Source organism: uncultured Microbulbifer sp. (assembly GCF_947489355.1).
In the GTDB taxonomy this organism is placed as follows: domain Bacteria; phylum Pseudomonadota; class Gammaproteobacteria; order Pseudomonadales; family Cellvibrionaceae; genus Microbulbifer.
Genome location: NZ_CANLDD010000075.1, coordinates 1 through 12,739 on the forward strand (window position 1 = coordinate 1; position 12,739 = coordinate 12,739).

A 12,739-nucleotide genomic window follows, 5' to 3' on the forward strand; every position below is an offset into this window, starting at 1 on the left:
CTGCCGCGGGTAAGCTCGATAAGAGAACCGCGCCCATTACCGCCGCGACAGGAACCCAAAAAACCACGCCCGCCATTACCGGGCACACCACGCAGGGTGCCGTCGATCTGCAGCACCCCGCGCACGCGCAGTTCTACATTGTCACTGACACTGAGGCTGCGCCCGGCAGGGATAGTCAGGTCGCCGAGGTGGTAATAGACCGCGCGACTATTGGTGTTGCCGGCCAAGCTGCCATCCGCAGTTAAAAAACCACTGCTGTCGATACTGAGACCGGCGACAGTCATGGCAGTGCCTTCGGCGCTATACCAGCTGTCCGGCAGTTCCGCACCGGTGCTGTCGGGCTGATCGTCGATCCTGCCGGCGGGCTGGTAGCTGCCAAACAAGTCCACCGATACCGCACCGGAAACCTGGTCCACACTGAGCCGCTGGATTTCCATGGCGCGATCCAGAATACCGCCATCCCTATTTTGCGAGTGGTCCCGTAACTGTGGCAGAGTGACCCGTACAATATCCCCCACCTCCAGGTCGTTATTGCTGGGCAGCAGCCCCAAACGCAAAGTTAAAGGCGGGCCGGCAAAGCGATCGCGCAGGGCGTCGAAGGTGTTTTTAATGGTGGTGTAGGTGTGGCGGGTATTGTGCAGGCCACGGAATTTCAGGGTGTGGGGTTTGGCTTTGCCGTGGGTGGCAATGGAATCGGCATCGAGTAACTGGTTGGTACGCAGGAATTTACCATCGAAACCCGGTTGCTCGAACCAGCTCCACTGAATCGCAAATAGATTGCGCACGCCGGCCAGATTGTATTTCAGTTCTCCGGCCCGGGTAACCTCGTCCGCGGTAATGGCAGCCACAGTGGCGGCATTGGCCAGCACCCCGGCCATACGACGCAGGCCCAGCTGCCCGGCGGCATTGACCGGCATAAAGGCACCGAGCAATAAATTAATCTCGGTCTCGATAAACTTTTTACCGTCGGTTTTTTTCAAACCATCAAATCTGAGTATTTTACCCTTGCTATGGTTACCGGGCTGATACCAGTCCGCGCCGATATGTTCAAACTCGTCGCGCACCACCAGCGCAGGGTCGATACCCAGGTGCCAGTTGTCGGGCAAGGTATTATTGGTACCGAGCACAAGACCGGTCAGCAGGGCATAGGCCAGTTGCGGGCCCGGCCCTTCCAGGTAGATAAATTCCTCCACTGCAATCCCGCGCTCGTCGTCGTTGTCGGTGGGGATCACATGATCGCGGGCATAGGTGCCGAACAGGCCGCGGGCACAGCCGGTAAAACGGTTGGCGGTTTTACCGCTGGCGCGCACAATTTCAAAGCCGTCCTGGTATTGGATTTTCAGGTAGTAGACGGATTGATTGGGGGCGTCGCCATAGGCGGCGGTATGGGGATTGGGTTCAAAATGGCTGGTATCGAATACCTGCAGGGTGGTCTGGGTCTTGGAAAAATCCGCAGCCAGGCGCGTGCTGTTGGGTACAAACAGTTCCCGGCGCATCTCGCGCTGGATATCCCGGCAGCGCACCCGGTACACCCCTTCGCTGTAGGCAATGGATTCCTCGGCGATCTGGGTCTGCTCCAGGCGGAAGTCGGACCAGTCCAACCCGGCAAACCCCTGGTACAGACGCACAGTGCGGCCCTTGATGCCATTGCCCTGTTCCAGTTCATCGCGCAGCACATAAGAAAGCTGGCCGGCAATATCCACCACCTCAAACTGGATGCTGCCGATCTCCGCTCTGCCTTGCTCCGGCAACAGGCGCTGACTGGTGGCACTGCATTTTTTTAAGGCACCGAGAATGGCATTGGCGGGCAGGGCGGGAATATCCCGATGCGAGGTAATATACAGCGGCAGGTCATAGCCGATCTCCACCACCAGGCGCAGCGCACGCTGGGGGGACTGGTTTTCCAGATCAAAAATTTCGGAGTTGTTACGCACCGCTTACACCTCCACCGCAATCAAGGTAATCTGGAACCAGAAGTGCTCGTGCCGGTTTTCCTTATAACTGTTCCGCTTCAATCGGCAGAAAAACGGGGTGCTGTGACCACCGGTAATATCGGAAATATCCAATTCAAACGTCTCTCCATTGGCACAGCTTGCGCCAAATTCTCTCCAGTACGGTAGTTGATCCGGGTCGAAGGGGGCTGTCGTGATTTTCCATTCGGTATCGATACGATACAGCGTACTCTCTGTGTAGCCGCTTAGCGCAATATGCTCTTTACCCTCGGTACGACATTCACGCTCACAATGCATAAGATTGGTAGTAATCAGCTCGGGTGAGCCGCTGACGTGCTCACGTGTGGCGGTATAACGGATTTCAGCCATGGGTGCATCCAGACAATTCGGGAAAAGCCCGCCGGAAAGCGAGCACAAAAAAACCGCCCGAGGGCGGTTCTTGATAGAGGTTGGGGATTTTGTCAGATTCTTGGAGTTTCTTTTCGGCGTTTCTCTTCCAGATATTCTTCTGTCACCTGCCGCTCTATTTCAGCCTTTTGCTCCGGGGTGAGCTGGTCGTTTGGTACCGTGTAACTAATACACTCCACACCGAAGCTGCCTGTTACACAGACGTTTTCCGTCCTGGGTGCGCTATGCCAGAGCAGGCTGCCCAATATCTTCGAGCCTTCAACAAATTCTTCCGTACTGGCACAGCCTATCAAAGCTGCCATACAGAGTGTGAGTAGCGTTTTTTTCAACTTACAGCCTCCCTGCCTTCAGGCATTGAGCGCGGCCAGTTCCCGCCCATTGCGTGAGTTGGGTTCAATTAACACCACATCGCCATTATTGATCAGCTCGCGAAGGTCGTCCACCAAACGCTGGGCATCATTGCTGCTGATATCGCCCTGAATGATGATCTGGGTCTGGGCCGCCGGTTGGGAATTTGTGTCCGGTGTTGGTGTTGGCGCGTTAATTGACGGTGTCGCTACTTCAGCCGTCCCAACAGCCGCCGCGCCGGCCCCGGAAACAGACCCGCCCCCCTGAAACTGCTGGGACTTGATCTGCTGCACCCGCACCGCACCAGCCGCAAGAGCGGCAGCCGCAGCGGCAGCTCCTAAGGCGGGTCCAACAATTGGGATTTTTGCCAGTGATGTATAACTGTCCTGTGCGCCCTGAATGGAACTGATCACGGTCTGCGAAATTGCAGCTGCCTTACCCAGTGCGAACATCTTGCGGCTTTTGCTGTTTTGCAGGCCGGCCAAATCCGACCACATTTTCCCCGTGGCGCGCTGACGCGCCGCGGCTTCATCCTGGGCAAGCTTGATACGGTACTTGGCCTGCTCCTTTTCAATATCGGTCAGTTCCTGTTCGTGTAACCGCTTGCGGTCCGCCTCAATCTGGTACCAGAGGTCGCGGGCAAGAAAATTGTTACCGAGACTGGCCTGTAGCAGCAACCCTTCCTGTTCAAATTGCCATTGCTGCAGTTCTGTGCGCTTGATCAATGCGTTTTCAATTGTCGCCGTGCCAGCTACCGCAGCGGCGGCGGTGACTTCGGCAGTTTGTTGTGCCGCCAGTTGGGCATCCGCCACCCAGGCCTGCAGCCGCTCACCACGGCTGGGGCCATTCACCAGTTCTTCAATTTTAGCCGCCTGCATCTCGACGGCACTGCCGAGATTATCGGCAAATTTTCGGATATCGTCGGGGTCGAATTGCAGGGCATTGTCGATCTTTTCCGAAAAGGTATCGGCAAAAGCACCGGCTCTCTCAGCTGCCGCATCAGAAACCAGCCCAATTGTATTTAACTTCTGCAAACCCGAATTAATGAACTGGATCAGACCGATAAAGGTGACACGGAACGGAGTTAAAAAATCGGTCAGGAAAGTCGCCACCGAATCCGCACTGGCAGCCATGGCGTCAGCAACAGCACTGCCAAGGGCCAGGGCGCCCAACTTGAGGACATTGAACGTGAGTTCTATTGGATAGAAGGCATCCAATACCAAGACGGCGCCCTGCACGGCGCCATTGAGCGCGCTGTTGACCGCGCTCTCGAAGCCGCCAACATTTACCGCCCAGTCGGTGAAGCCCTGGGCCACCGAGGTGATCACCGGTGAGACCTTGGCTGTAATCTCGTTGCCCAGGCCCTTTGCCACAGCGCCGGCGCGGCTCATGGCATCGTTGGCCTGTTCCATCTTGGCCGCATCAACGCGGCTGATCGCCAACCCCAACACCTCTGCTTCTTTAGCAAGTTCGCTAAGACCGCCTTTGCCGAGTTTCAGGGTGTTAATCAGGTCCACACCTTCGGAATCAAACAATTTAAAGCCGAGTCTCACACGGTCAGACTGGTTGCCAACCTGATTCATAGCCGTGGCAATGTTGGCAAATTGCCGGTCCGGCGACAATCTCGCCAGCTTTTGGGCATCAAGGCCGAGTTCCCTCAGAGCACCGCGAGCTTCCCCTGTGCCTTGTGCTGCTTCTGCCACCCGCCGGGTCATTCGCTGCAGACCCAAATCCAGCTTTCGCTGACTGACGCCGGTTAGCTCGGCGGCGTGGCGCAAACCCGCCAGTGCTTCGGTGGTTACGTCCAGCTTGTCCGCGGTTTTTGCCAGCTGGTCATTCACCTTGAGGGAATGTGCAACTATGACACCAATACCGGTCACCGCCGCAGCGGCCATCGCAGCAAAGGCCACCGCACCGGTTTTCGCCAATTTGTTGAAACTGGCACCGGTTTTGCGGGACTCCTTTTGCGCACGCGCCATCTTTCCGTGAAAGCTGGCGGTATTGGCCCCCAGTTCAACAAGTAGCGATGCGACTGTGCCCACGACTATCCTCCCAGAAAAACTTTGAACTTGGCGATGGACTCCGCCAATCGCTGGCGCTTGGTTTTCACCGGCGGCGGCATAAAATCCTTTGCTTGTAGTGGTTTCTTGACACGACCGGAATAATTCGCGACGGTGGCGGCCAACTGTCCCATACGCCAGTTGTCTGCCTCATAGCCCCAGGGTTCACACCTGGAAAAGGCCATCCATTCCGACAGCTCGGCGCTGTCCGTACTGGCCAGCAGTTCGCGTACGGAGCAGCCCCTGTATAGCGCTAATCGGAACAGGAATCTTCGCCAGGGGCTTTCTGAAAATTTTTTTTGAGCTCCTCAATATCTGCCTCGGAGAGCTTATTCAGGCGTTGCGCTACGGTGAAGACGCGATCAAGCGCAGCGCCACTCTTTTTGTTCAGTGCTTCTACATCGCCTTCGGTAAACAGGCGCTCTCCGTTTTTATCAACGACTGTCAGAGAAACGGCCGTCGCGCGCACTTTATTGAGACCACCGACGCCGTTCTGACCGGCGGACACACAATAAGCTTCGAACTGATCGCGCTCACCGCCTGTCAGGTTGCGCACACGCACAGTGCCGCCCCATTCAGGCACTGCCACCTCCTCATAGAGCAGGTCATCCGCGCCCAAAATCTCTGTTTTACTCAACAATTTTTCCATGAAGAGTTCTCCAATAGTTTGTCCAGAAAACAGCCCGCAAGGCTGTCGATGAATGATTCGGGGCTATCAGGCCCAGGTATCCCAGACGGCTGCACCGGCACCCTTGACATCAATGGAAACAGTGACCTTTTGGCCGATAGCGGTAACTACCTTGAAACTCTTGAGTAGTAAGGGCACCTGTACCCGGGTCTGCCCGGGGTCCGGCCACTGGATCTGGAAATTGATCACTCTGCCGCTGGTGGCGGCCGACTTGAGCGCCTCCTGCTGGGTATCTCCCGGCACCCAGCTGAGTTCGATGGTGGAGCCCACACCATCCTTGAGGCCGGACTTGTACTCTTTGACTCCACCGGGGGAATTGAGGTGCGTGACTTCCACCTCATCCGCTTCGTAGCCGAATTCCGGCAGGGTCAATACCTTGGGCACCTCGACAAAAGTGTCTGCCGTAGCAGCATCACTGAGCAACTTGACGCCCATTGCAATGATTTCTTCGCTCATGCTCTCTATTCCTCATGCCAGATAGTGAGATCAATGGAACCGCCGTACAACGACAGCTCTTTTATGTAATCTTCCTGGTCGTTTTCCAGTTGCGCGCCGTAGCAGCGCACACCATTACCCAGATCGCCGACAAAACCGGACAACGCCGCACACACCAGACTGCGCAGGGCGATCATGCTGTCATAGCTGGTGTCGTAGATATCGAGTTGGTAGCGGCTCTGCACCAGGCCGGTAGTACCGTCGGCACTTAGGGGACGGGTGGTGGAAACCCGCTGGTACACCAGCACCGGAACGGTGTCGGTCTCCTGCCGGTCTACCGGCAAAATATTGCCGGCCAGCTCAGGAATCTGTGCGGTAAGACGCGTGACGATACCGGTTTCAATCACGTTTTCTTCACCTCTTTGCCCCAGGCTTTTTCAATGCGCTTGATCAGCGCATTTTTGAAACGCTTGAGTACTTTGTCTCGGTTTTCGTCCAGCGCCGGACGCAGAAAGGGCTTGGCCCTGGCCTTAACCGTCACCTTTTTCCCGAAGCGACCTTTCTTGCTCACCAGTGAGGTGACGCCGCGTCTGACCGCCTTCAGGCTGAGCTCCACCGAATGCAGCTTGGTGCCGAATTCCACGAATGCCGCGTAGAAGACCGGGTTTTTCTTGGTGGATTTCGTACCGACATACACCTGCGCATCCTGTTTACCGCTACCGGCGAGTTTTTTCTTGCCCGCTTTGCCGCGATAGCGGCGAATAGCTTTGCGCAGTTTGCCGCTATCCTCCGGCACTTTGGCCTTAGCCGTCTTCTGCACCACTTGCGCAGCATCGAACAGAGCATCTTCCAGGGCCTTTTGTGCCATGGCGGTATCAGTGATCGCCGCCAGTGCCTTATCCAGTTCCTTAAATCCCTCTACCCGTATATGGTTGCTCACAGAACAATCTCCTTGCACAACAGATGCAGCCAGCGGTTTTGCTCCATGGCGTTGATCACAGTCTCCACCTGCAGAGCCCGACTCCCGAACAACACCCGCATCTTGCTGGTAATACCCGCCCGGTAACGGATGGTGATCTGGTGACTGGTTTCCTGATAACGGCTGTCCGCTGCGGTGAGTTCGCGCGCGGCATGGGGTTTGACTTCCGCCCACACGGTGGCCAGATTGTTCCAGTTTTCCACTTTCGCTCCGGTGGCACGGCTATCGAGTGTGCGGGTTTGCAGGAGGACGCGGTGGCGCAGCGCGCCGATCCTTACACGGCCAGCCATCGGTGCGGATTCCAGAGCAGGCGTGTTGGGAGTGGCAGCTGATGACCATTTACGCTTCCTTCCCGGTTTTCGTACAGCCAAGCCACCAGCACGGCGGCACCCAGTTCGATTTCCTCGGTGAGTGGCAAGGCATTTTCCGGCGCGTCGGTGAGATCCGACTCCCGTGCATACAGGATGCGCCCGGTGTAGTGATTGAACGCCTGTTCTGCGGCGACACCGAGGGAAGTCAGGTAAATATCTTCTTCCTCGGGCGGATCGCGCAGGTGCTGTTTAAGAAAGTCCAGGGAGAAGATCATTGGGAACTCTCCCCATCATTGGAGTTGCCCACCCCGACAGATCCCTCTGACTCACCGGATGGCGGCTCTGTAGGGGGCTCAGTCGATTGCGCTAACTGTTCCTGCAGCCGAAAATTTTCCTCTTCCAGCAAAGCCAGCTTGCCTTCCAGTTCGGCAATGGTGTCGTCCTGGGTTTTTATCAGCCGGTCACGCTCGGCCAATTGTTCAACCAGCTGACTATTCTGCTCTTCGGAAGCCGTAAGCTTGCCTTCCAGTTCGACAATGGTGTCGGCCTGGGTTTTGATTTTTTGATCACACTCAGCAACCTTGGCCAGAGCTTCGTTGAGTTCTTCACCTTCGACATGAACACAGGGCAACTGCATTTCACCCTGGCGCTTTGCTTCCTCCTCTGCACGCGCTTCAGCGTCCACCACTCGCTGAGGCTTTTCTGGCATTTTTTGACTTTTCTTTTTAGGCTTGGCCAGCCCATCATTGAGTAAATGCCACGCCTCATCATTGCCCACCTCGATGTCATCACCGGATGCGAGGCTCCGGGTGGTGGTGACCATACTGGTGAGCAGGACCAGTTTGAAACTTGCTGCCATTGGAGTTTTCCTCACACAATAAAAAACCCGCACAAGCGGGTTTTAAAAAAGAGTAGCTATGAAAAGCGCCGCTGCTTACGCTTGCTGCAGGGTTTTAATGGCCTCGGCCATCAGCAATTTGCCGTCGGTGCGCTTGCGCATACGGAAACCGACATGGCCGGTATCTGCATACTTTTCGTTGAGGCGCTGCATCACCATGCCACCGCGGTCGGCGATGCGGTATTGCCTGAAGTCGCCAAAGGCAATGGATTTATTGCCGGTGGCTACCCCGGGCATGGCTTCGCTGGTGCGCACCCGGTAACCGAGGAAAGAGTCCGGCACACCGGCCTGCAGGCTGGGCTGCCAGAGGGGAATACCATCGGTGCTTTTCAGCTTGCGCATCATGCCGATGGTGCCGTCCTTGGCCAGAAAGCTGGCACCGTTGCGATAGACGGCGCGCACCGAATGAATCAGGTCGATAATCTCGTCATAGGTAAAGGCGTTGGCACTGGCGGCGACCTTGCCAACCTGGGCGGTTACCGTGACGCCGGTAGGCTTTTTATTGCCATCACCGGTAATAAAAGCGGCCTCTTCGGCGGTGCCGAAGGTAAGACCGAAAATCCGGGCGATCTCGCTCTCCAGGCTGACCTGGGTATCCTGCAGCAGTTCTTCGGAAACCTTCATAATGCGCCCCAGCTTCCAGGCCTCGATCACACCAACACCAAACTCAATATCGGATTCTGGATAGGAACCACCCTCATCGATCCAGCCAGCCTGGCCATGATCGGCCACCAGGGGCAGGTTGGTGGTGGTGCTGGTGGAGATGACGGTACAGAGCTCACGCATCACCACGTGATCCGTCAGGGCTTCGATCAATTGCATGGCCCAGGAATCCGGCACTGTATAACCGCCATCCGCGTCGGTGCCAACCGTCAGGGCGGCCTGGATATCCATACTCATGCCCGCGCGCACATACTGCTCAAAGTTGCCCATATATTCAGTGCTGGCCAGCGGATTGGTTGGCGTATTGCCAGCGGGCTCGGGACGCCGTGCAGGGTTCGGCACTTCACTCAGGCGACCTTCGATCTCCACCATTCTTTCCAGCTGTTCGATCTGCTTGTCCAGGGCGCTAAGGTCGTTATTCATATTCTTCCACTGCTCTTCCTGCTCAGTGGTCATGCCCTTGGCGGCGTCCACACTGTCCACCAGGGTTCGCATGGAGGCTGCCAACTGGCCGCGCTTCTGTTGTAGGTCGAGTAATTTACTCATGGGTGCTCTCCGGTTAGGCATAAAAAAACCGACACACTGTTTCCAGTTGTCGGCTCTGGTTGCGAGAAGCGCGGCGCGCTCCGGCTCGCAATAGGGTGGTTTAAGCTCTTGTTGCTATCTCAGTCAGGCGCGCATAGAGCGGGGTTCTGTGGTTGTAGGGGACTGCTTCGGGTTTAGGCTGAGCCGGTGGTGGTGCTGCAGCAATCAACTGGGCAGGCACTTTCCGGCAACCCTGGAACTTATCCGGGGTAAAGCTGGCAGCTGCCTGCAAACCCTCAACGGTCTCATCGGCAAAGCCGTACTCAACGCACTCAGTGGCGGACAACCAGGTTTCCTCATCGAGCATGGCGATCAACGCATCTTCCGCGATACCCGTTTTCTGGTGATAGTCATTGAGCATGGCACTGCGCAATTTATCCAGGGTATCGGCGGTCTTGCGCAGCTGATGGGCATCGCCGTAGGCACTGGTCCAGGGATTGTGGATCATATACATGGCATTGTCGGCCATAATCACCCGTTCCCCCGCCAGGGCAATAATGGAACCCATGGAGGCGGCAAGGCCGTCAATATAAGTGGTGATTGTCGCCTTGTGGCGCTTCAGCGCGTTGTAAATGGCATTACCTTCGAACACGCTGCCGCCCGGCGTGTTCAGGTGCAGGTCGATTTCATCCGCGTCCAGGGCGTTGAGCTCGTCGATAAAGGCCTTGGCCTCCACGCCGTAGTAACCGATGTAGTCGTAGATGTAGACTTCGGCGCGCCGGCTCTTTGCCGCGGCCTTGATTTGATACCACTTACGCATGGTCTCTCTCCGATTATTAACCTTCGTTTTGACCAAAGTCCGGACCTGGCACCTGTAAATTTGCTCCGGCTTGGTTGATGAGTTCTCGCGCCTCGTCGCTCGTCAGTACCTTTCCCACACCAAGATAAGCCTTCTGGATTGCCTCCACGGCAGAGAGACTACGGTCCGCCCCGCCGCTGCGCGGTACGGTGATCGGAGCCATGGCAAGCTGCAGCCAATGCTGATCACCGCCTTCGATGCTGTTCATGTTTTCCAGGCGGCGGATATCGTTAATGCTGGCAGCCCCGACATTGAATAGATTTTTATAAAATTCTGAGCGCGATTTAGAATCCCCACGCAGCAGCCCTTCCACACTGTGCTCCGCGTAGTACTCGCGCCTCTCTGAGGGAGAGAGCAGATCCCGGAATATGCTCTGCTCAATACGCTTGAGCCAGGGCAGCAGGCTGTACACCACAAACTGAATCGACTGGTGCTCGATATTTGAGAAGGTGGCTTTTTCCAGGTCGGCGATCATATGCGGCGGCACGCCGAAGATGGAGGCGATTTCACTGCGCTGGTATTTGCGCGATTCGAGGAACTGGGCATCCTCGGCACTCATGCCAATCTGGTGCCATTTGGCGCCTTCCTCCAGAATGGCAACTCGATGTGCGTTGGCACCACCCTGATGCCGCTCATTCCAGCTTTTTCTCAGTCGCTCATAGGCTGGATCGGATAGCTTGCTCTCCACTTCGAGAACACCGCCGGGCTTGGCGCCGTTAGCAAACAGACGCGCACCGTGCTCTTCCAGTGCAAGAGAGAGGCCAATCCCCTCGCGGGCCTGACTGATCGGCGACAGTCCAATAATGCCGTTGGTGGATAGGCCCGCAACACGCCATATACGCTCCGGGGTGAGACTGCGAAAATCCCCGTCGTGTATCTCAAACACCAGCCGCTTGGTCGTTTCCGAACGTCCCACCCACACTTTGTCGGGATTGATGGGCCACACACCGCGCACACGTCCGGCTCTGTCCCGCTCCACCTCGCTGAACCCATTGCCGCGCAGTTGCAGCGCGGCCATCAGCTGGGTGCGAAAGTCCATCGCGGTCATTTCCTCGTTGGGCAAATCGTGTAACAGCACCTGCAGGGGATGCTGGCTGGCAATCTCGCGATTATTTGCTCCAGTTTTGCGGTACAGATTGAACGGCAGCGCGGCGACGGTTTCCGACAGGATACGCACACAGGCATAGACAGCGGCCACACGCATAGCAGTATCCGGTGTCACCGCTTTACCCGATGCAGACTGAGGCGCGCTGAGGATATCCAGCAGACCATCGCTGGGTTCCTTGAGGGTGCTGGTCTGTGCGCGAAATAGTTTATCCAGCATGATTTATCCTGTTCTCACGGGCCTCGCGGAAGTCATCCACTGCATCCGAGCGCGCATTGCGCCAAGCAACAAAGAAGGCAAACCCAATCAGCAAGCCACCCACCACACAGAGCGCCAGGGGCTGGCTGATTTTCCAGAGACCGCAGGCGAGCAGCCCGAGGCCGAGAGTGGCGATCAGGTCGGGGGTATGTGATTTCATCAAAGGAACCTAATATCCTGGGTTTCGTAGACGCTGACGGTGGGTTCTTTGCCTGTTAGCGCGATGGTGAATGCGATCAATGTGGCCACGGCACCATCAATCTTGGACTCCCTGTTTTCTTTCACCGGGCGGATTTTCTTGCCATCGTCGATCTCTTTGGCCACCACATTGCCCATCATCCAGGTGAGAACCGGATTGCCATCATGATGAATGCGGCCGGCCTTGAGCAGAGCTTCGAACTCTTTCATAAAATCCGACATGGAGTAGTTCTGAGGCACCTCAATCACCTCCAGTTCAGGAACCTGCTTCTGGATCGTTTGCGTCAGCTGGGTTGCGCCCCAGGGATCAAACCCCAGGGCCCTCACCTCAAAATTGCGCACATCACGCTCAACGTCGTCCTGAATCTGCTCGTAATCAATCGTCTCGCCATCGGTCGGAGTCAGTGCGCCCTGATGCTCCCAGGTTTGATAGTGCTTATTGCTCTCTTCCCTGATCCGTTCCTCCGGCAAGTAATGTCGGCCAAAAATATAATAATGACGCTGGCCTGCCACCTCTCGTTCAAATACAGAAATATTCGAGGTGATATCCAGCTTGCTGGATAAATCCAACCCTTTGTAACAAGGGTCATTGACGAAACCCTTCAGCTGCAGGGAGGAATCTGCCTGCCGATTCCACTCCACCATATTGAGCCAGGCACACTTGGCGGTAACCCAAACATTCAGGTGTTTAGTTTTAAATGCGTTCTGCTTGCGCGGACTTTGTACGGCATTACGCTGTCTTGCCTTTAGATAGTCGCCACCAACAGATATACCAAAGTTGGGATTGGCTTTAACAAGCGACTGCTCACTGGTCCAGTCATCATCGGGGTCAATGCCGTAGACAATACCGAACAACTCATCATTCTGGATACTTTGCTCTAATACCGATTGTAAATCCTGCTGTATCGCATAGCAGGGACCGGTTATCTGATCACCCGCTGTGGTAATCAGCAGCATCAGCGGCTGGTCTCGTGCCCCCATACCCGTGATCATAGTGTCGTAAAGCACATCGTCGGTGTGCTCATGCACCTCATCCAGAATGGCGCAACTGG

At 56.1% G+C, this 12,739-nt stretch carries 16 protein-coding genes and 1 pseudogene; all 17 read right to left on the reverse strand.

Features of this window, described 5'->3' with window-relative positions; genetic code table 11:
* Positions 1–1,934: pseudogene (locus Q1A48_RS19110) on the reverse strand (hypothetical protein); the annotation flags it as partial.
* A gap of 3 nt (positions 1,935–1,937) precedes the next feature.
* A complete protein-coding gene (locus tag Q1A48_RS19115; protein ID WP_299948126.1) occupies positions 1,938–2,321 on the reverse strand; it encodes a hypothetical protein in 384 nt (127 codons plus the stop codon).
* Positions 2,322–2,413: 92 nt separating this feature from the next.
* A complete protein-coding gene (locus Q1A48_RS19120) occupies positions 2,414–2,689 on the reverse strand; it encodes a hypothetical protein (RefSeq protein WP_299948128.1) in 276 nt (91 codons plus the stop codon).
* Between the two features lie 18 nt (positions 2,690–2,707).
* A complete protein-coding gene (locus tag Q1A48_RS19125) occupies positions 2,708–4,750 on the reverse strand; it encodes a hypothetical protein (protein ID WP_299948130.1) in 2,043 nt (680 codons plus the stop codon).
* A gap of 2 nt (positions 4,751–4,752) precedes the next feature.
* Positions 4,753–4,953, reverse strand: a complete 201-nt coding sequence (locus Q1A48_RS19130) for a hypothetical protein (protein ID WP_299948131.1) — start codon at positions 4,951–4,953, stop codon at positions 4,753–4,755.
* A gap of 68 nt (positions 4,954–5,021) precedes the next feature.
* Positions 5,022–5,417, reverse strand: a complete 396-nt coding sequence (locus Q1A48_RS19135) for a hypothetical protein (RefSeq protein WP_299948133.1) — start codon at positions 5,415–5,417, stop codon at positions 5,022–5,024.
* A gap of 66 nt (positions 5,418–5,483) precedes the next feature.
* Positions 5,484–5,912 carry a phage tail tube protein gene (locus tag Q1A48_RS19140; protein WP_299948135.1) on the reverse strand — a complete coding sequence of 143 codons (429 nt, stop codon included), beginning with the start codon at positions 5,910–5,912 and terminating at the stop codon, positions 5,484–5,486.
* A gap of 5 nt (positions 5,913–5,917) precedes the next feature.
* A complete protein-coding gene (locus Q1A48_RS19145) occupies positions 5,918–6,298 on the reverse strand; it encodes a hypothetical protein (RefSeq protein ID WP_299948137.1) in 381 nt (126 codons plus the stop codon).
* Entirely contained in the window at positions 6,295–6,831 is a 537-nt protein-coding gene (locus Q1A48_RS19150) for an HK97-gp10 family putative phage morphogenesis protein (RefSeq protein WP_299948139.1), read from the reverse strand. Before Q1A48_RS19150 ends, Q1A48_RS19145 begins: the two co-directional genes overlap by 4 nt.
* Positions 6,828–7,160, reverse strand: coding sequence for a phage head closure protein (locus Q1A48_RS19155; protein ID WP_299948141.1), 333 nt, complete (start codon positions 7,158–7,160; stop codon positions 6,828–6,830). Before Q1A48_RS19155 ends, Q1A48_RS19150 begins: the two co-directional genes overlap by 4 nt.
* The gene (locus tag Q1A48_RS19160) at positions 7,145–7,456 is read right to left on the reverse strand and encodes a head-tail connector protein (RefSeq protein WP_299948143.1); all 312 of its coding nucleotides are present in this window, start codon (positions 7,454–7,456) and stop codon (positions 7,145–7,147) included. The genes Q1A48_RS19155 and Q1A48_RS19160 overlap by 16 nt, the downstream gene beginning before the upstream one ends.
* Positions 7,453–8,040, reverse strand: a complete 588-nt coding sequence (locus Q1A48_RS19165; RefSeq protein WP_299948145.1) for a hypothetical protein — start codon at positions 8,038–8,040, stop codon at positions 7,453–7,455. The genes Q1A48_RS19160 and Q1A48_RS19165 overlap by 4 nt, the downstream gene beginning before the upstream one ends.
* A 75-nt stretch (positions 8,041–8,115) precedes the next feature.
* Entirely contained in the window at positions 8,116–9,288 is a 1,173-nt protein-coding gene (locus tag Q1A48_RS19170; RefSeq protein ID WP_299948147.1) for a phage major capsid protein, read from the reverse strand.
* Positions 9,289–9,388: 100 nt separating this feature from the next.
* Positions 9,389–10,087, reverse strand: a complete 699-nt coding sequence (locus Q1A48_RS19175; protein WP_299948149.1) for a head maturation protease, ClpP-related — start codon at positions 10,085–10,087, stop codon at positions 9,389–9,391.
* 16 nt (positions 10,088–10,103) lie between these two features.
* Entirely contained in the window at positions 10,104–11,450 is a 1,347-nt protein-coding gene (locus Q1A48_RS19180) for a phage portal protein (protein ID WP_299948150.1), read from the reverse strand.
* Positions 11,440–11,649, reverse strand: a complete 210-nt coding sequence (locus tag Q1A48_RS19185; protein ID WP_299948152.1) for a hypothetical protein — start codon at positions 11,647–11,649, stop codon at positions 11,440–11,442. The genes Q1A48_RS19180 and Q1A48_RS19185 overlap by 11 nt, the downstream gene beginning before the upstream one ends.
* On the reverse strand, positions 11,649–12,739 hold a 1,091-nt coding region (locus tag Q1A48_RS19190; RefSeq protein ID WP_299948154.1), incomplete at its 5' end, for a terminase TerL endonuclease subunit. The genes Q1A48_RS19190 and Q1A48_RS19185, both read right to left, overlap by 1 nt.